At 35.9% G+C, this 17,046-nt stretch carries 16 protein-coding genes; 11 read left to right on the top strand and 5 right to left on the bottom strand.

Translation table 11 applies throughout. The features are described from left to right. Window positions 1-65: 65 nt before the first annotated feature. From CHSO_RS10190 to CHSO_RS10175, 4 genes are all read left to right on the top strand, one after another. Window positions 66-1,094 (top strand): terpene synthase family protein, encoded by a 1,029-nt coding sequence (locus CHSO_RS10190; protein WP_045495560.1) that lies wholly within the window; start codon window positions 66-68, stop codon window positions 1,092-1,094. Between the two features lie 292 nt (window positions 1,095-1,386). Then, the gene (locus CHSO_RS10185; RefSeq protein ID WP_045495558.1) at window positions 1,387-2,388 is read left to right on the top strand and encodes a terpene synthase family protein; all 1,002 of its coding nucleotides are present in this window, start codon (window positions 1,387-1,389) and stop codon (window positions 2,386-2,388) included. A 166-nt stretch (window positions 2,389-2,554) separates the two neighbouring features. Then, entirely contained in the window at window positions 2,555-3,583 is a 1,029-nt protein-coding gene (locus CHSO_RS10180) for a terpene synthase family protein (protein ID WP_045495557.1), read from the top strand. A 156-nt stretch (window positions 3,584-3,739) separates the two neighbouring features. Then, entirely contained in the window at window positions 3,740-4,285 is a 546-nt protein-coding gene (locus tag CHSO_RS10175; RefSeq protein WP_045495555.1) for a terpene synthase family protein, read from the top strand. Between the two features lie 268 nt (window positions 4,286-4,553). Here the strand turns inward: CHSO_RS10175 and CHSO_RS10170 are convergent, their stop codons facing one another. From CHSO_RS10170 to CHSO_RS10150, 5 genes are all read right to left on the bottom strand, one after another. Next, window positions 4,554-5,465, bottom strand: coding sequence for a hypothetical protein (locus CHSO_RS10170; RefSeq protein ID WP_045495553.1), 912 nt, complete (start codon window positions 5,463-5,465; stop codon window positions 4,554-4,556). Window positions 5,466-5,476: 11 nt separating this feature from the next. Next, on the bottom strand, window positions 5,477-6,325 hold the full coding sequence (locus tag CHSO_RS10165) for a hypothetical protein (protein ID WP_045495552.1): 849 nt from the start codon (window positions 6,323-6,325) through the stop codon (window positions 5,477-5,479). Between the two features lie 10 nt (window positions 6,326-6,335). Then, window positions 6,336-7,244, bottom strand: coding sequence for a hypothetical protein (locus CHSO_RS10160; RefSeq protein ID WP_045495551.1), 909 nt, complete (start codon window positions 7,242-7,244; stop codon window positions 6,336-6,338). Between the two features lie 117 nt (window positions 7,245-7,361). After that, window positions 7,362-7,679 carry a hypothetical protein gene (locus tag CHSO_RS10155; RefSeq protein WP_045495550.1) on the bottom strand — a complete coding sequence of 106 codons (318 nt, stop codon included), beginning with the start codon at window positions 7,677-7,679 and terminating at the stop codon, window positions 7,362-7,364. A gap of 6 nt (window positions 7,680-7,685) precedes the next feature. Next, window positions 7,686-8,129 (bottom strand): helix-turn-helix domain-containing protein, encoded by a 444-nt coding sequence (locus CHSO_RS10150; protein ID WP_045495549.1) that lies wholly within the window; start codon window positions 8,127-8,129, stop codon window positions 7,686-7,688. Between the two features lie 1,460 nt (window positions 8,130-9,589). Between CHSO_RS10150 and CHSO_RS10145 the strand changes: the two genes are divergently transcribed. The 7 genes from CHSO_RS10145 to CHSO_RS10115 all read left to right on the top strand — a co-directional run bounded on the left by CHSO_RS10145 (window position 9,590) and on the right by CHSO_RS10115 (window position 17,040). After that, complete coding sequence (locus CHSO_RS10145; protein ID WP_045495548.1) at window positions 9,590-11,164, top strand: AMP-binding protein; 1,575 nt, start codon at window positions 9,590-9,592, stop codon at window positions 11,162-11,164. 22 nt (window positions 11,165-11,186) lie between these two features. Continuing rightward, window positions 11,187-12,059: a hypothetical protein gene (locus CHSO_RS10140; RefSeq protein WP_045495546.1), complete on the top strand. Its 873-nt coding sequence runs from the start codon at window positions 11,187-11,189 to the stop codon at window positions 12,057-12,059. Further along, window positions 12,046-13,080, top strand: a complete 1,035-nt coding sequence (locus CHSO_RS10135) for a 3-oxoacyl-ACP synthase III family protein (protein ID WP_045495544.1) — start codon at window positions 12,046-12,048, stop codon at window positions 13,078-13,080. Before CHSO_RS10140 ends, CHSO_RS10135 begins: the two co-directional genes overlap by 14 nt. A gap of 13 nt (window positions 13,081-13,093) precedes the next feature. Continuing rightward, window positions 13,094-13,339, top strand: a complete 246-nt coding sequence (locus CHSO_RS10130) for an acyl carrier protein (protein ID WP_045495542.1) — start codon at window positions 13,094-13,096, stop codon at window positions 13,337-13,339. A 193-nt stretch (window positions 13,340-13,532) separates the two neighbouring features. After that, a complete protein-coding gene (locus tag CHSO_RS10125; RefSeq protein WP_045495540.1) occupies window positions 13,533-15,026 on the top strand; it encodes a phytoene desaturase family protein in 1,494 nt (497 codons plus the stop codon). Beyond that, complete coding sequence (locus CHSO_RS10120) at window positions 15,023-16,048, top strand: diiron oxygenase (RefSeq protein ID WP_045495538.1); 1,026 nt, start codon at window positions 15,023-15,025, stop codon at window positions 16,046-16,048. Before CHSO_RS10125 ends, CHSO_RS10120 begins: the two co-directional genes overlap by 4 nt. Further along, the gene (locus tag CHSO_RS10115; protein ID WP_045495536.1) at window positions 16,048-17,040 is read left to right on the top strand and encodes a 3-oxoacyl-ACP synthase III family protein; all 993 of its coding nucleotides are present in this window, start codon (window positions 16,048-16,050) and stop codon (window positions 17,038-17,040) included. The genes CHSO_RS10120 and CHSO_RS10115 overlap by 1 nt, the downstream gene beginning before the upstream one ends. Window positions 17,041-17,046 lie beyond the last annotated feature (6 nt).

Below are 17,046 nucleotides of genomic sequence, written 5' to 3'. Positions count from 1 at the left end.
ATAACAAGTAATTAAAACACACCATAATACTATAATTAAGTTTTTAATAATATAAAATAATAGATATGAAAGAAGAATTAATCCTTCCACAATGCCATTATCCGTGGCCAACTATTCCCAGTCCAATTGCCAATGCTTTTGATGATGAAGAAAAAGCATGGTACGATAATGACTATACCTTTATTTCTGAAGAGGGAATAAAAAGATGTAAACCCCAGTTTCTATCGAGGGTCGCTACTTATATGAACCCAACATGCGACAGCATGGACCGCATGCGTCCCTGTGCAAGATTAATGATCTATATCACAATATTTGATGATTTTTTTGGAATGACCCCTGCAAATGAATTGAAAATAATGGCAGACCGTGTATATGAAGTAATGATGGGTCAAGATCCACACGAGGATGAAATTGGCATTTTGCGCCAAATGGCGACGGCAAGAAAGGAATGGCTGGCTAACGGCATGCCACAGTACTGGATAGACCGTGTCTCCATTAACTTTTATGAATTTATCATGTATGGTATGATGGAAGAAATCCCCTTCAAACAAGCTGAAAATAGAAAATATCCCTTACTTGCCCACTATCTTAGTTTCCGGAAATATTCTATAGGGATGTGGCCTTATGGAGATCTGATAGATCCTTCAGTTAATTATGCATTACCTGTTCATATTTACAATCATCCCATTATACAGCGTTGCAGAGAGCTTTTATCTCTGATTATTGTGATTCAGAATGACTTTGCCTCTCTCAAAAAAGAGCTTGAAATAGAAAGTGAATCTTTGAATATTATTTTTATTCTAAGACATCAATATAAAATTTCTTATCAGGAAGCCTGTACAGAGGCCATGAAACTACATGACGCGTATGCTCAGGAGCTGGATGATTTGCATCAATCTCTTCCAGACTTTGGTCCTTTTCAAGAAGATGCATATAATCATGTTTATCATATTAAATTGCAAATAAGTGGTTGTGCAGACTGGTATTATAATTCAGGCACCAGCAGATATGAACATAGGGCATTTATTGTACCTCAGTACGGTAGAGAAGGTGATGATATTGTTATTCCACACAGTATTTTTATAAAGGAATAGCAAAAAAAATGATTCTCTTATACAATCCGTTAAATTGATAAAGACCTTAAGTTTATACAAATGCAAGCCTCTCTTCCTGATTTTGGTATTTGGCAAGAAGCTGTGGTTAATTGGGTATATTATATGTATATGATGCTAAGTGATCGGAAGAATATTTTCACCAAACTTGATCATTATAATACCAAGTTTCCCAACCTTTCAGAATTAAAAGAAACTTTCGGGCATAATCACCTTTGATAATCAATTAAATACGATTATTAATAATAGAATAACCAAAAATAAAACTAATTAAATGGAATCTGAAGTTAGACATTTCGAACAACCTTACGCATTAATTTTTGAATATCCATGGCCAGATTTGGTAAATCCTCATTTTGATCAAATGAAGGAAGATTTAGAAAGCTGGTTGGATACTGACTTTACCTTTTTATCTGCGAAAACCCGTGAAAGTTATAAACGCATGGGCCTACACGGGGCCACCGCCAGGATGCTTGCTATAGCACCAACTTATGAGCATGCAAGTGCCTGCAATCGCTTCATGATCTGGATTACCACTTTTGATGATTATTGCGGATTATGTACTGTTGAAGAGGTAGATGATATACATAAAAGAATAATTGGTATCCTCAAAGGTAATCAGCCACTGCCTGATGCGCATCCTCATGATAAAATAATGGCACAGATCAGGGATGAATATCTTGCAGTTACATCTCCCGAATGGCTGGAAACATTCACCTTTTTTATGGATCGTTATATAAAATACGGAATGCGTGCTGAAGCCCCTTATAAGACAACAGGAACATTTCCTCCGCGGAACTATTATATGATATTCCGGGAATATAGCATTGCCATGTATGCCTATGAACCCTGGGCTGAACTTGGGCTTGGATTTGTTTTGCCTAAAGAGATTTCTGCTCATCCTGTAATCCAGCGAATTCAGGCATTAACGAGTAGAATAATGAGCTGGCAAAATGATGTGTATTCATTGAAAAAAGAAATTGCTAGAAAAGGAGAAGTGATTAATTTGGTACTTATTATACAGCATGAAGAAAATATCTCATTGGAGGAGGCGACACAAAAAGTAGTATCCATTCATAATGAAGATATAGCTGAATTTGTTGCTCTGCACAAAAACCTGCCAGATTTTGGTGAGTGGAACGACAAAGTATATCAATATGTACTTTATCAGGGAATGATGATTCAAGGATTGAATACCTGGTACATAAAGGATACTTTGCGTTATCATTCCAGTGATCAATATGCTGAAAAGGAATACACTCGGCTGAACAAATAGTCTTATGGAAGTACTAACGGGCAAGACACAATACCTTTGGATTTTGAGGTAAAATTGAGGTAAAACATATTTCCAGGGAGTGGAAATGCCATAAAATCTCTTGGAACAAATAATTAAAACACACGATCTACTATAATTTAATTTTTAATAATATAATACGATAACGATGAGAGAAGAATTAATTGTTCCTAAATGCCATTACCCCTGGCCTACAGTGAATAGCCCTATTGCCAATGCTTTTGATGATGAAGAAAAAGACTGGTATGATAATGATTATACTTTTATTTCCGAAGAAGGGATAAGAAGATGTAAGCCCCAGTTTCTATCGAGAGTTGCCACCTATATGAATCCTACCTGCGACAGCATAGAACGTATGCGTCCCTGCGCCAGAATGATGATCTATATCACCCTTTTTGATGACTATTTCGGGATGACTCCTGCAAAAGAACTGGAAGTCATTGCAGATCGGGTGTATGAAGTGATGATGGGTGAAGATCCTCGTGAAGATGAAATCGGCATTTTGCGCCAAATGGCAGCGGCAAGAAAGGAATGGCTTGCTAATGGCATGCCACAGTTTTGGATAGAGCGTATTTCTATCAATTTTTATGAATTCATTATGTATGGTATCGCAGAAGAAATACCTTTTAAGCAAGCTGAAAACAGAACATATCCTTTGCTTGCCCACTATCTAAGTTTCCGAAGATACTCAATCGGCATGATGCCTTATGGTGACCTGACAGATCCTGCTATTAATTACGCACTACCCGTTCATATTTATAATCATCCCATTATGCAGCGTTGCAGGGAACTTCTATGTTTGCTTATTGCCGTTCAGAACGACTTTGTCTCTCTGAAAAAAGAAATTGAAATAGATCATGAATGTCTGAATATTATCTTCGTTCTAAGAAATCAATATAAACTTTCTTACCAGGAAGCATGTACAGAAGCAATGAGAATACATAACGCCCATGCTCAGGAACTCGATCACCTGCATAATAATCTTCCTGATTTTGGTGAATTTCAAGAGGCGGCATACGATCATGTTTATCATATTAAACTGCATGTTAGCGGCTGTGCCAACTGGTATTATAACTCGGGAACCAGCCGATATGAACATAAAGCATTTATTATCCCGCAATATGGTAAAGAGGGTGATGATCTTATTATTCCACACAGCATTTTTGTAAAGGAATAATAAAACACTTCAACCGGTTATACAATACAGGATACAGGAAGCTGTAGGACCTATTGTGAGCAATGAGGATCTGCAGGCTTTATTCAATATAAATGATCATACACCATGATAACCCGTTTGACAAATTTATTTTAAAAAAATCTATTCATCAAACCTATGAAAACAGAGAGAAAATTAACAATTAACCCCAAGGACTTTTTCCCTCCGGGATACTATCCCTGGGCCGATGGTATTTCAGCCCCTACAGAGCTTATGAAAAAAGCTGCTGATGACTGGTATGATAACGCTTACACTTTTTTGACTGAAGAGGTAAGAGCAAAATACAAACTGCAGATGCTGCATATGGCGGCTGCAAGAATGACTCCTGAAGCATTATCAATTCCCAACGAACATATTATACCCTGCAATCGATGGATGATATGGATCGCCGTCTTTGATGACACCTATGGACTTTGTCCTATAAAAGAGTTGGAAAAAATAAGAATACAAATGCTTTCTGTACTACAGGGAAGAAATCCGTCTGCCCATGAGAACGGACTGTTTCATGAGACGGCTATTATGCGGAATGAATTTATGTCTTTTCTTCCTGATGAATGGATACAACGATTCGTAAAGCGTATGAGTACTTACATGAAGTATGGCCTTATGGAGGAATGCCAGTATTCAAGACTCGGGAAAACACCTCCTCCTTACTTATTTTAATTTCATTCGCACAATATCTATTATAGTATGTATATGAGCACGATTCACAGAATAGCTTTATTTAGAAAAGTTTGAGAATCAAACAGCTTAAGGCTTTGTATCAGACATAAAATCCAATACAACATATTTTAGTAATATTTTTATGTCTGCAATAAATTAAGAATGATGAAAACTAAAAGGTGCCATTTTAGTAATGGTACCTTTATTTTCTAACTTGTAACAAATATCTATCTTTGTTACCATAAGATATATTATATTTTGCTATACTTTATTGCTCAACTATGGTGAGCGCATTATAGCCTCCACTTCCTGAAATATCAAACTGGCTTATTGTTCCATCAAACCCTACCGTAATCCAAGTAAAAGGTCTTAATTTATCTCCTTTATTCAGATATACACTTACCGTACATGCCGAACCTACGGGTACAACATTAGGACTGGCACCAGTATCCGAAGCATAGCCGTTATTTGTTTTTACCCTTTGAGTAATTATCCCTGCGGGGCTTCTAACTTCCCAGATAGCCTCCGTCTGGTTATTACCACCCGTATTTACCTGGCTGGGTTGTAATGCAAATGTAAAGGTTGCAAAATACACACCATCACGTGGGGCGATGAACTCACCTGTTGCAGGTGTAAAGTTCGTGGTTGGAACCCCAGAATCAGAGTCCAATACTTCTGTCCAATTAGTCAAATAGGATGAACGTCGTTGAACAATCCCTGATTTAGTTCCTATTTCGGAGGGTGTGGCACTTTCAAATACATAGGTATCCTGTGTTATTTTCTTAGCCATTACCACAATGCGAGGTTTCCCTTTAGGATAAAAACTAACCCAATTGGTACCATCCGAAAATTCTAAATAGCCCTTCACACCAATTGCCGGGCTTGCAACATAACGAAGGGCACCCGCACCTGCCTGGCTGGCTGTTTTATCGGTATTTCCTATCGCCACCGAACCATTGGAGCCGCCACGCAGGTCTATAGCTACCTTTGGATTGGCAAGCAACACGCCTACCTTTCCTGTTTTATCAATGATTACTTTACCTGCATCAGTTTTAATTTCAACAGGATTAGTAGGATTTTGTACCCCTAATCCAATTTGGGCATTAACCTCTGTTACAATGAACAACAGAGGTATGAAAGCGGTTACTACGCTTTTAATTTTATAGTGTCTTATAGTCATTGGTATACTTTTTACAGCTCGCTAATGCTTAAATTATTTAATTTACTGTCATTTAAAGTATTTCTTGCACTGCCTAAAGTGTGTTTAATACTAAACTTTACAGTATCATTCTTTTTAAGATTAAAAATGGCATTGCAATTACCACTTATATAATTATTTACTGCACCAGCCTGAAATGCCGGATAAGAATTGACTGTTTTAAATATGGAAATATTATCTGTGCTCTGGCTGCTTTCTATTGCTGTTTCTAAAAATGTATTTTTAGGGATATTGCCATTGGATAAAGTAATATTGAAAGAAACCAAATAAAACCCATCCCGTGGCGCTTTAAAAATACCATTGACGGGATCAAAATCTCCATCCGGTCCAGTACCTAAATCTACCGTTTCCACCCATCCATCAATGTAGGTAACAGCGTTGCTCTGTATATTTTTTGCAGAACTTTTATTGGCATTCACAAGCGCCTTAGTCGGTGCCGTCAGTGGCAAGGCAATCCATTGTTCACCATCAGAATATTCTAAAAAACCACCTGTGTTATAGCGTATAGCACCACCTCCTGCCTCGGAAGGAGTTTGTATGTTAGTACCAACACCGATAAGCCCCTTATTATCTACCGACCTCAGATCTACTTTAGTTATGGGATGTAAAACCCCAATTCCTAACTTACCCTCTGATGTCATAACTACATCATTAGATAGCTGTGCTGCATCTGGTGCTGCACCATTGTCTTTTGCAGCATCTATCTGTAAGGAATGTACAGGATTCAGAGTAAAAAAACCTACCTGTGCCGTCATTTTACTTGCTGAAAGAATTAAAATACAAAGCAGCCAATTATATACAATATTAAATTTCTTTTTCATAATCTATCTTTTAATGTTCTATAATGGTTAAATTATTAAATCCATCATCAGGATTTGCAGGATCTGAAGAATTACTGGTGACCCTAAGCGAAACAGCACCTGAGGTAAGGTTATGATATAATCTAGCCACCACTTTTGTGCCAGCAGTTAAGGTAAGCGTAACCGTACTTGAACCTCCGGCTTGTGTTGAACGAACAGAATTTGCATCGTCGGGAGTCCCCGTCATCGATTGACCGAAAGTTTTATAGACGCTAGCCAGAATTGTATTGCTTACAGGATTATAAAACTGAGACTCAACTCTGGATCCATCATTAATAATGACTCCATTAAAATTAAAGGTTAATAAAAAAGTATAAGTACCATTACGAGGAGCTGTAAACTCACCTGTAGCCGGAATAAAACTGTTACTCATATCACGTACCACATTCCAATTTCCAATAGTAGTGGCTATCCCCTGTTGTATTGACTGACTTGTAATTTTACGCACAACTACCACCGCTTTTTGAGGAGCTACATAGGCTTTATTCCATACGGATCCATCCGAAACTTCAATTTTTGCTCCTACAGGTATATCAGCAACATCATATCGCACAGTACCTGCACCCGCTTCGTTCGCTGTCATGGTAGTAGTACCCAGCCCTAAAGCATTTTCAGTACCTACCGACCTCGCATCTAATTTTACCTGAGGATTGAGAGTGCCTACTCCAATAAATGCGGTTGTTTTATTAATTACAATATCATTAATAACCTGTGTATCAGTTGGACTACCTGTAGTAACATTATCCTTAGCCCCATCTACATGTAAAATTCCTTGCGGATTTTCGGTTCCTATCCCAATTTGTGCAAAAGTAAAGCTGATATTCAAATAGAGTATTGCCATTAATAACACCTTATACATTATCTTACTTATTTCTCTCATTTTAGTTTTTTTAGATTATTCTAGAGGGTTTCTTTATGTCTTCATTTGTACAATAGGGGGAAGATCCTATAAAATAATTGGGTTAAATAGAGTATATAAAATCATTGAAACTCCTTATTAAAAATGACTTTTCCATTTTGTCACTGTATTTCTGCTTAATTTAAAGTGTTTGGCAAGTTGAGAATTATTCAATTTATTCTTTTTCTGATATTCTAATATGTGGATAATGGTTGAAGGATCATAGGAACGATGTCTTTGATTAAATCTTGCGCTTTCTTCAAAACCTCCGCTAAAAAGTACTTTGTTTATTTCAATAATGTCAAGTGCTGAAAAATCAGATTTAGATAATAATTGTTGAAATTCTTCTTTTCTTTCTGGATGTTTTATAATTAACATATCATCGTAAATTTTTTTATAATCAGGTGTGTTTTTCATATTTTCTTACTTTTCTTTTTTTAAGTTATTATATTTGTTAATCCATTTATACAAAGTACTTTTCGGTATCCTATATTCTTCTATAATTTGTAATTTTGTCTTAATGCCATTTTCTAACTGCTCTAAGATAAAATCTACAATTTCCTTTGTATAAATATTTTTTCTGTAATAGGGTAATGAGGACTTTTTATCTCCGGCTTTATTATAGTTTGAACCCTGAGGAGCATATAAAATCAGATACTGAGAATAAAGCCTGAAAAAATCATACTCAAGCAATGTGCTTAATCTTAAAAGAATATTGGTATCCAAAGACTTTTGGGATTGTATTACTTCCCATTCCTTGTCAGTACATTTTAAAAAATTACAGACACGGACTGAATCAAATGCCTTTTCCTCAACACGTTTGCTTATTAAATCTCCAATATGAATATTTTTAAAATCGAAAATCATGAATGTTGTTTGTATGTTAGAATTTGTGTTTTTATGAGAATTATAAAATTGGATTTACTATTATATATGTACAGCATATTCTATTGTATACCCAATATAATTATCCATTTTAGAATACATATGTTGTCATTGAATCAAGCTATTTTTTCTGTGTGTTAATTTAAGATTGCTGAATGGTCATTTATATTTTTAGAATTTTATGAGGGATATTAACTCATTTCAACGACAACTAATATTCTAATTACAAGGTTACATACTTTAATCAGATATTCAAAGTATTATAAGTAATATTTTCGGAAATATTAACAAAAAAAAGAGGGGGAAATCACTTTATTATCAGTAAATTCTACAATAAATAAAATTCTTTTAATTCTTCAGTTTGATGGAAAGCAAATGATTAATAACTTCCGATTTAATGAAAATATTTCAAAAAAAATAAACAAAAATAACATACCACCTTATTCCTTAGTTAAAACAAATACAGTACTACATTTATAATTTTATCATATATTATTGATGTGAGTATCGTATATATAAAACTAACAATGGTGACAACAAAAAAAGAAGTTGTTTTTAAAAGAGCTTTCCTTACATTGTTTTTCTGTAAGTAATTCATATCAATAATTATGGTAGAAGCTACAGTCAACTGTTGGCTGACTTTCGTTATCTCTGCGTATCAATCTGTTTAAGATATTTTTTCCAAATCATCAGTATAAATTTAATTCGATTGCAATAGTACTAAAGCATTGGTAAGGTAAGAATTAGTTTTAATATTAGTATTTATAGAAAAATAGTTTTTTTGATCATTAAGATACATGAAATATTATCATGTAGTTAATATTTTCTTTGACAAACCTATACACAAAAAAAATTCACTTTCATTTATTAAAAAATGAATGTTATATATTCAGAAAAAGACACCATAAAAAAGACAACCTCTTCTCATATACCTACTTCAATATACTTACAGAAATACACAGTAAGATATCCCATTTACAACAATTCAAAACTTTAACACTTATATATTACACAAAGTAAAATACCAACATATTTCCAAAAACAGAATCAATAATACAACATTAATAACATATTATTATTCTCTACACCATACTGTCTTATGATTCAAAAATTCTAAAATAAGCACCAAAGAAAAATTACTTTTTTTCAGAAATTATAACACAATACCCATATAGCTATAGCAGTAAATTTATAATTTCGCAGAGATCTTACCACAGATAATCAACTTTCGATGATGTATTAAAATAAAATTTAATTCCAAATAACAATCCCTCTTTAAAACACAAACAAATGACAAAAATTAACCCACTAATTTTCCAATACTTCCCGTTAGATAAATCAGGAGATATAGCAATCTTTTCTAGATAGAAAAATCAAAATCAGATTAATCATTTACATACTCTGACTTTAAAATTAAGGTCAGGAGTGATAATATATACTCTATGAATACATCAAGGAATATCATTAAAAATTTATTGTTATATAATAATGAAAACCAAATCCTCTATGATCTTAACAGCCTATCGGGAAAAGAAATAGCCGAAAAAATAATAACCGTTGCCACCAGCCTAAGATCTACAGGAAAATTTGGTTGTGGAGATAGGGTGATTCTGATTATGAATGATTCACCGGAATTTATTTATTCATTCTTATCTTTAATATCCATCGGGTGCATTCCCGTTCCCCTTAACCCTTTAATTCAGGATTCGGAATTAGAATATATCTTACTGGACTCTAAAGCAACAGGGGTTATTATAGATAATCACCAATATCTTAGGCTTTATCATACTATACATAGCTCATACCACATTATAAATGATTGCATCATAGTAAATAATCCTTCAGTAAAAGAATATGGTTCAATAAATTATTTGCAGAAATTTTTATCTCCTCAAAATTTCCCTGCCGCTTCTTTGGAATTGGAATTTGAATATGCAGAAAATAATCCGGTTGCTTTCTGGCAATATACTTCCGGAACTACCGGTAATCCAAAGGCAGTACAGCACAGGCACCATACTATGCTTACAAATACAGAGCTATTTGCACAAAAGACATTGGAAATTGCTAAAGAAGACATCATATTATCCGTTTCCAAGATGTTTTTCGGTTACGGATTAGGAAACAGTCTGTTTTTTCCGTTGCTCACAGGAGCTTCTGTGATAATTGATGAAAAATGGTTCACAGTTGATTATCTGAAAAAAAACATAAGGCTTTATAAACCCACCATTTTATTTGGGACCCCAAAAGTATATGCGGAAATTCTTCATCAGCACGAGAACTTTTCAAAAAATGAGTTCAATAGCATAAGATTATTTATATCCGCAGGTTCTTCCCTTCCGGAATCCATCATCAGAGAATGGGAGACAGTATTTGATAAAACGATTATCAACGGAATTGGCTCTACAGAAATAGGGCATATTTTCATGTGCAACCACCAATTACAAGAACAAAGTAAAAATTCATCACTAGGTGTTCCCGTTCCCGGCTACCATATAAAAATAAGCAGGATCGACACGCCCGATGAAACAATAGAAAACTATGGAGAGATAGGTGAACTGTGCATTTATCCTCCAAAAAGCACACTCAGTTCATATTGGGAAAAAGAAGAAACCAATAAAATAAAATATAAAGAAGGTTGGTATTTTTCAGGAGACCTGTGTTCTCAAAATGAAGATGGCTCCTACATCTATCACGGCAGAAAAGACGATCTATTTAAGGTAAATGGACGCTGGGTAAATCCTATTGAAATAGAAAATTATGTATTACAGAACTTCAGGCAGGTAAATGAATGTGCCATCAGCTATTACCTGGATGATGATGATCTTGCCAGGTCAGTATTATATCTGGTGGAAAAAAACGGAATAGCCACTGATGTTCTTTCTGAAGAAATTCAAAAAAAACTGTCAGAAAACTTCCCCTCCTATAAACGTCCTTCCAGAATTTATTTCATAAAAGAATTAACCAGAAATAGCAATGGAAAAGTAATCAGAAAAAGACTGGAAAACAATTTAACATAACACAAATTATTAATATTAAAATATGCAGATAATAGATGCAGTAAGCGAAGTTCCCGGAATGAATATCATTGGTATCCGTGGTAAAATGCAGAATGGCTTTCAATGCCAGATTTACGAAATCGAAAAAGAAAAATCCTTATCCGCCTGGGCTTCAGAATTAAGCAGACAGCTATTGGATAAAAATGCTGTTTCGCAAGATGAGCTGGGCATAATTATCAATGCTTCTATTTCGCTATATGATACTACTGCTCTGAGAAATACCTCAGCTCCCGGCGTAGGGCATGAAGTACAAAAGCATTTGGATGCAAAAAATGCATTCGTTTTCGAAATGTTTCATAATGACTTGGGAAATATGATTAAAATCGCATCTGATTTTTTATCAAACTCTGAGCATAAATATGCATTGATCATTCAATCAAATAAATTCTCGGATTTCCTTAAGGATGATAAAAACGGATTCTGTATTCCTGACGGGGTAAATGCATTGCTCCTTAAATCAAGCAACAACAAAATAGAACTGGAAAATATCCATATTCTTTCCTCAGAAATATCAAAAGCGGGTTTAAGCTTCAATGCAGGAAATGAAGAAGCCCTGAAAAAAGAGAATATTTTCAGGCTGAACTGGAATTACAGTTCATCCTTTGTAAAAGCCATCAACGCTGAATTGAAAAATATATTCTTAAACCTAAAAGAACAACAGACCCCGGTGATCACAGAAAAATGGTTTTCAGAACACCTCTCATCCCATGAAACTGAAAATACACTAGCCATGAATACTATTCCGTGGCATTTACAAGAAAACAAACAACTAAAAGAACACCCCCTCACCATAGTATCATACAATCCGTTTCTTGCCCAATATTCGGTTCTAAAAATTACAAATGATGAAATATAACTCCTCAATAAAAAGTGTAGCCATAGGACTTCCAGAGACATATTACACCAATGATATGCCTCCGTTTTCCGAAATTCCCAATCTTCCAAAAAACTGGTGGAGAAATTGGGGAATGGAAGGAAGATATATGGTAAACAAAGAAAAAGGAGAATCCTGCTCTCAACTTGCCAGAAAAGCATCTTTGGGAGCCATAGAAAAAGCAGGTCTTTCTACACAGGACATAGATCTTATCATAGGAACCACATGCACCATTACAGGTTGGTCTGATAAAGAAGACGACAGAATTTTCCCGGGAATTTCAGAGTATTTAAAAACAGAACTGAACTGTAAACACTCAGCCATGACTATGGAAGTCAACCAGGCATGCATATCATTCCTGGTAGCCCTACAAATAGCATCTGATTACATAAAAACAGGAATGTACGAAAACGTTCTGATCTGTTCCGCAGAAACATTTACGCAAATTGCAGACTTCTCCTTACCCTCTTCTACCCTTTTTGGAGATGGTGCGGCAGCAATAGTCATTGGAAGATCAGAAAAAGAAGGAAAATTGGTTTCTTCTCACTATAAAAGCATTCCCACCTATAATGATATTGCAACATTACAATGGAAAACCCCGGCAGATAAGCCCGGGAAAGAATTTATCCGTCCTTACTTTACATTAGGAGAAGATGCCCCCACTCAAATGCAGACATTTGTGCCTCAAAATGTTCCTGAGGTTGTCTTTAAAGCTTTAGAAAAGGCAGACGCATCTCTTGAAGATATACATCATTTTGTCTTCCATCAGCCATCAAAAATGCTTATCAGAATGTGGGCAATGGGAATAGGAATAAAGAAAGAAAAATATACAACCACCGTAGAAAAATACAGTTGCCTGAGCTCTGCCTCAATCCCCATGACCCTCTACTTTGCATTAAAAAACGGGAAAATAAAACCCAATAATACAGTTGTATTTGCCGGAGCAGGAATCGGATGGGGTTTTGGAGCACAGGTATGGAATACAGAAAATATTAACTATTAAAAATTACAATAGAATGGAAAACCAAGAATTATTCAACAAAGTGTATGCTATTTTAGCAGATATTGCAGAATGCGATATCAATATGATTAAACCTGATACAGACCTGTTAAATGAAATAGGGGTTACTTCTCTTATGGGATTGGAAGTTTTGGTTGAGCTGGAAAGAGAATTCGACATCAGCTTAGATGAAGGAATCCTGATCAAAATGAAGACGCCGAAAGATATCGTAGACGTTCTGGAAGAAGAATTGGCCGTTTAAGAATACAAAACACAATCTTTGGGTTTTTACCAGCGTGTCGGGCCCAAAGATTTTAATAGATTTTGACTTTTTACCAATATTAATACAGCCCATTAATGTTGGTTCATAACAGACATCCGTAATTAAAAATACTCACTTAAAAAAAAGTGAGGGTTATTTCTTTTGGAAAAATTAAAACAAAATAATCTAAATAATGATTGAAAATTTAGAAGTCGATGAATTAGTAATAGGTGCAGGACTTTGTGGCCTTATGTACGGTATTTCTGCAGTTACCGAAGGAAGCTCGGTTGCCATCAGCGAAGCCCATCATAAAGTAGGAGGTTATGCTACCAATTTTTATCGGAACAAAAGAAAATTTGTTTTTGACTGCAGCCAACATAAAGTAAGCGGACTCAAAGAAAATGTTGGAAACCTATGGAATACCCTTAAAAGACTCGAACTACAGTCATTACTAGACGAATTCGAATTGCATGAAGAAATTGGAACAGTAGTGTATAAAAACCAATTCATCAAACTTCCCTCTGAGCCGGAAGACATAAAAAAAACACTCATTACCCATTTCCCGGATGAATTGGCAGGAATAGAAAAACTATTTCAGGATATAGAATCTCACGGATATCAGCATTATATGTTTTTTAGAAAACTGATGAATGAATATACCATAAACAGGGATATTTTGAGAGAAAGCAGAGGCTTATCAAAAATTACAGCCCGTGATTACTTTCAATCCATTTTCAAAGGACCGGACATTGTAGAAGTACTCAGTCCCATTGCTATTTATTCAGGTTCCATTTCCAATGAAGTCAATGCATTTTATTTTCTTCATTGCCTTTATGCCATGTTCTATGGCGGCCCCGCATTTATGAAAGGAACCGGACAGCGTATTTCGGATCTGCTGTTAAAAGAATTTGTAGACCGCGGCGGAATTCTTTTGAAGAAAAACCAGGTGCACGAGATGGAAGATATGGGTGACCATATGCTGGTAACCACCCGGAAAAATATAGTAAAGACCAAAAGGGTCATCGCGACCTGCCCTCCCGAAGATGTAGTAAGAATGCTGAAAAAAGATGAAAAGTCTCAGGAATTTAAAGAAGTTCTCGAAAACTTTACTGTTGGATGGGGACATTTTTGTGTATTTGCTGTACTTTCTGTTCCACCCAATGAACTGGGAATTAGCTCACCAGAATACCTTTTGGTGTCCGACACGGGTGATGACTTTACAGAAGAAGATTTTGAGAACGACCGGTATTATGACCTTTTTACCCTGAGTGTCAGCAACTATCACCGGGTAGACCCGGAAGGCGGCTATATTCTCCAGCTTATAGTTCTGGATCACGGAGACCGCTGGTTCCACCTGTCCGAAGAAGAATATAATCAGAGAAAAGATAAAATTCAGGAAAAACTGATCAAAAGAGTTCTTAAAACCTTTCCTCAGATAGAAGACAAGCTGATCTATACAGAATCTTCAACTCCGAAGACCAATTACAAATTTACACTGGCTACCAAAGGTTCGGCTTTCGCCTACAAAATGCTTCCAAAAACCAATTTAGGGCTATTGAGCAACTTCCCAAATGACAAAGTAAAACTGGTAAGCACATGGTCCGGAGGTCCCGGCTATGAAACCGCAATGTGTTTCGGATTTACACAAGGAAAACTATTAAATATGGAAAAAACACAAAATATATGAGCAATCTAAAGAAAAAAACACTAAGCCCAAAGTTTACCCTCTTACTAGAAAAACTGAATAAAGCTTCCGAAAAAAAACAGATGAGCCTCCTTCTGGATCATCCTTGGGACGAACCTATAGAAAGCGCCTGGCTGAAAAAAAGAGAAAATATTGCGATCTACGGAACACCTTATTATGATCTTGCTACAGAAGAAGAAAGAAGGCTTTTATCCGTCTATGAAACAGGTTCATGGTGGTACACTTTCATCGTATTCGAAAACCTTGTGTCAGAATACTATATGAAAATCGTCAATCATGGCTCCCTTAAAAAATTTCCCGAAGTCGTAAAATACATACATCATTTCTGCAAAGAAGAAATAGTGCATGCAATGGTCTTCAAAAAGGCAATGGCCCATTTTCAGATTACCCCCTTCCCGAGCCCTTTAAACCTTAGAGAAATATACAGCCACAATGCCTCAATGTCCGAATTTCCCTTAAAGGCCATCTACCTTACCATTCTTATTGAATGGCTGGCAGAAAACAATGCAATGGAAGACTGCAACAGCAAGGAAATTTCCCCCTTATCAAGAGCTGTAGCGGTAGAACATCATAAAGAAGAAGCAAGACATATAGAATGGGGCAAAAATATGATCCGTGAGTTTATAGATATGGTTCCTGAATTTTTGAAAGAAGCACAGGAAAGTACAGCTCCAATGCTTAGAAGCATGCTTGATATGTCTGTCTGTAGTATTGTAGTGTATTCCCGCGTCGGCTTTCAGAATCCTGCATTCAGAGATTATAAAAAACTGATTCCTGCCGTGTTGGAAAGTGAAAACCGTCAGAAAATCAATTCCAGAATTATGGCTCCCTTGATGAGATACTTCCTGGAACTTGGAATCTTCGATCCTAGTGATGATGAAAACATGAAAGTATGGAGAGACAACAGATTTGAAAAAGATGTGGAAGATGCTGTAGAATATTTCAGAAAAAAATCTGCCGCAACAGAGGATATAGATAATGTAATGAACAAAAACTACGACTAATGAATACTGTCATATCCGGATTTGGTCATGCTCTGCCCTCTGCAACCATAGACAACAAAACAATTGTTGAATGGATGAATACCACGGAAGAATTCATAGAAACCCGTACAGGCGTGCTCACCAGACAACATATTTCTGAAAATGAAAGCACAGGCGTATTAATGGTAGAAGCCTGCAAAAAAGCAATTGAAAAAGCCAATCTCTTACCGGAAGATATCGATATGCTGATTGTAAATACATTGAGTCCTGATTACCATGATCCGTCTCAGGCCTGCCTGATTCAGCCAATGCTTTCTCTGAAAAATACAATTCCCGTATTTGATATCCGGGCGCAGTGTAGTGGGCTTATTTATGGAATGGACATCGCAAGACAATTTATAGCAACCGGAACTCATCAGAATATATTAGTCTGCTGCGGAGAAGCTTTATCAAAAAGAATGGACTATTCTGATGAGGGCAGAAACCTCTCTATATTACTTGGTGACGGCGCCGGAGCTGTTGTGCTAAGTGCTTCAGAAGATCAGAACAAAGGAATTCTGGATGCTGCAATACACGCTGATGGAAGTTATTTTGAACTGCTTTGGACAGAAAGTCCCGGTACATCAGGCAAAACCTTCAGCGGAGATGAGAGCAAATGTTCCTATTTCCGGATGAACGGCAAAGCCATGTTTAAACATGCAGTAGAGAAATTCACTGAAGTAACAGTACAGACATTGAAAAAGCACAATCTTTCCATGGAAGATATAGATGTTATTATTCCCCACCAGCCCAATATGAGAATTTTGGATGCAGTGATAAATAATCTGGGAATTCCAAGAAATAAGGTACAGATCAATGTACATAAATATGGAAATATTGCTTCCGGTTCTTTACCCATCACTTTGAGTGAATATATGGAGAATACTCCTCCGGAAGAAAGAGAAGGAAAGCTGGGACTTATAGTAGGATATGGCTCCGGAGCGACATGGGGAAGTGTTTTATATAAATTCTAATTCATA

It is taken from the genome of Chryseobacterium sp. StRB126 (genome assembly GCF_000829375.1).
Lineage (GTDB): Bacteria > Bacteroidota > Bacteroidia > Flavobacteriales > Weeksellaceae > Chryseobacterium.
Note: the sequence above shows the minus strand (reverse complement) of the source record. Positions and strands in the feature narration are given on the sequence as shown.

Excerpts from the sequence above, each read along its gene's own strand:
- CHSO_RS10190 (WP_045495560.1), top strand. The coding sequence starts at position 66 with ATGAAAGAAGAATTAATCCTTCCACAATGCCATTATCCGTGGCCAACT.
- CHSO_RS10185 (WP_045495558.1), top strand. The coding sequence starts at position 1,387 with ATGGAATCTGAAGTTAGACATTTCGAACAACCTTACGCATTAATTTTT.
- CHSO_RS10180 (WP_045495557.1), top strand. The coding sequence starts at position 2,555 with ATGAGAGAAGAATTAATTGTTCCTAAATGCCATTACCCCTGGCCTACA.
- CHSO_RS10175 (WP_045495555.1), top strand. The coding sequence starts at position 3,740 with ATGAAAACAGAGAGAAAATTAACAATTAACCCCAAGGACTTTTTCCCT.
- CHSO_RS10170 (WP_045495553.1), bottom strand. The coding sequence starts at position 5,465 with ATGACTATAAGACACTATAAAATTAAAAGCGTAGTAACCGCTTTCATA.
- CHSO_RS10165 (WP_045495552.1), bottom strand. The coding sequence starts at position 6,325 with ATGAAAAAGAAATTTAATATTGTATATAATTGGCTGCTTTGTATTTTA.
- CHSO_RS10160 (WP_045495551.1), bottom strand. The coding sequence starts at position 7,244 with ATGAGAGAAATAAGTAAGATAATGTATAAGGTGTTATTAATGGCAATA.
- CHSO_RS10155 (WP_045495550.1), bottom strand. The coding sequence starts at position 7,679 with ATGAAAAACACACCTGATTATAAAAAAATTTACGATGATATGTTAATT.
- CHSO_RS10150 (WP_045495549.1), bottom strand. The coding sequence starts at position 8,129 with ATGATTTTCGATTTTAAAAATATTCATATTGGAGATTTAATAAGCAAA.
- CHSO_RS10145 (WP_045495548.1), top strand. The coding sequence starts at position 9,590 with ATGAATACATCAAGGAATATCATTAAAAATTTATTGTTATATAATAAT.
- CHSO_RS10140 (WP_045495546.1), top strand. The coding sequence starts at position 11,187 with ATGCAGATAATAGATGCAGTAAGCGAAGTTCCCGGAATGAATATCATT.
- CHSO_RS10135 (WP_045495544.1), top strand. The coding sequence starts at position 12,046 with ATGATGAAATATAACTCCTCAATAAAAAGTGTAGCCATAGGACTTCCA.
- CHSO_RS10130 (WP_045495542.1), top strand. The coding sequence starts at position 13,094 with ATGGAAAACCAAGAATTATTCAACAAAGTGTATGCTATTTTAGCAGAT.
- CHSO_RS10125 (WP_045495540.1), top strand. The coding sequence starts at position 13,533 with ATGATTGAAAATTTAGAAGTCGATGAATTAGTAATAGGTGCAGGACTT.
- CHSO_RS10120 (WP_045495538.1), top strand. The coding sequence starts at position 15,023 with ATGAGCAATCTAAAGAAAAAAACACTAAGCCCAAAGTTTACCCTCTTA.
- CHSO_RS10115 (WP_045495536.1), top strand. The coding sequence starts at position 16,048 with ATGAATACTGTCATATCCGGATTTGGTCATGCTCTGCCCTCTGCAACC.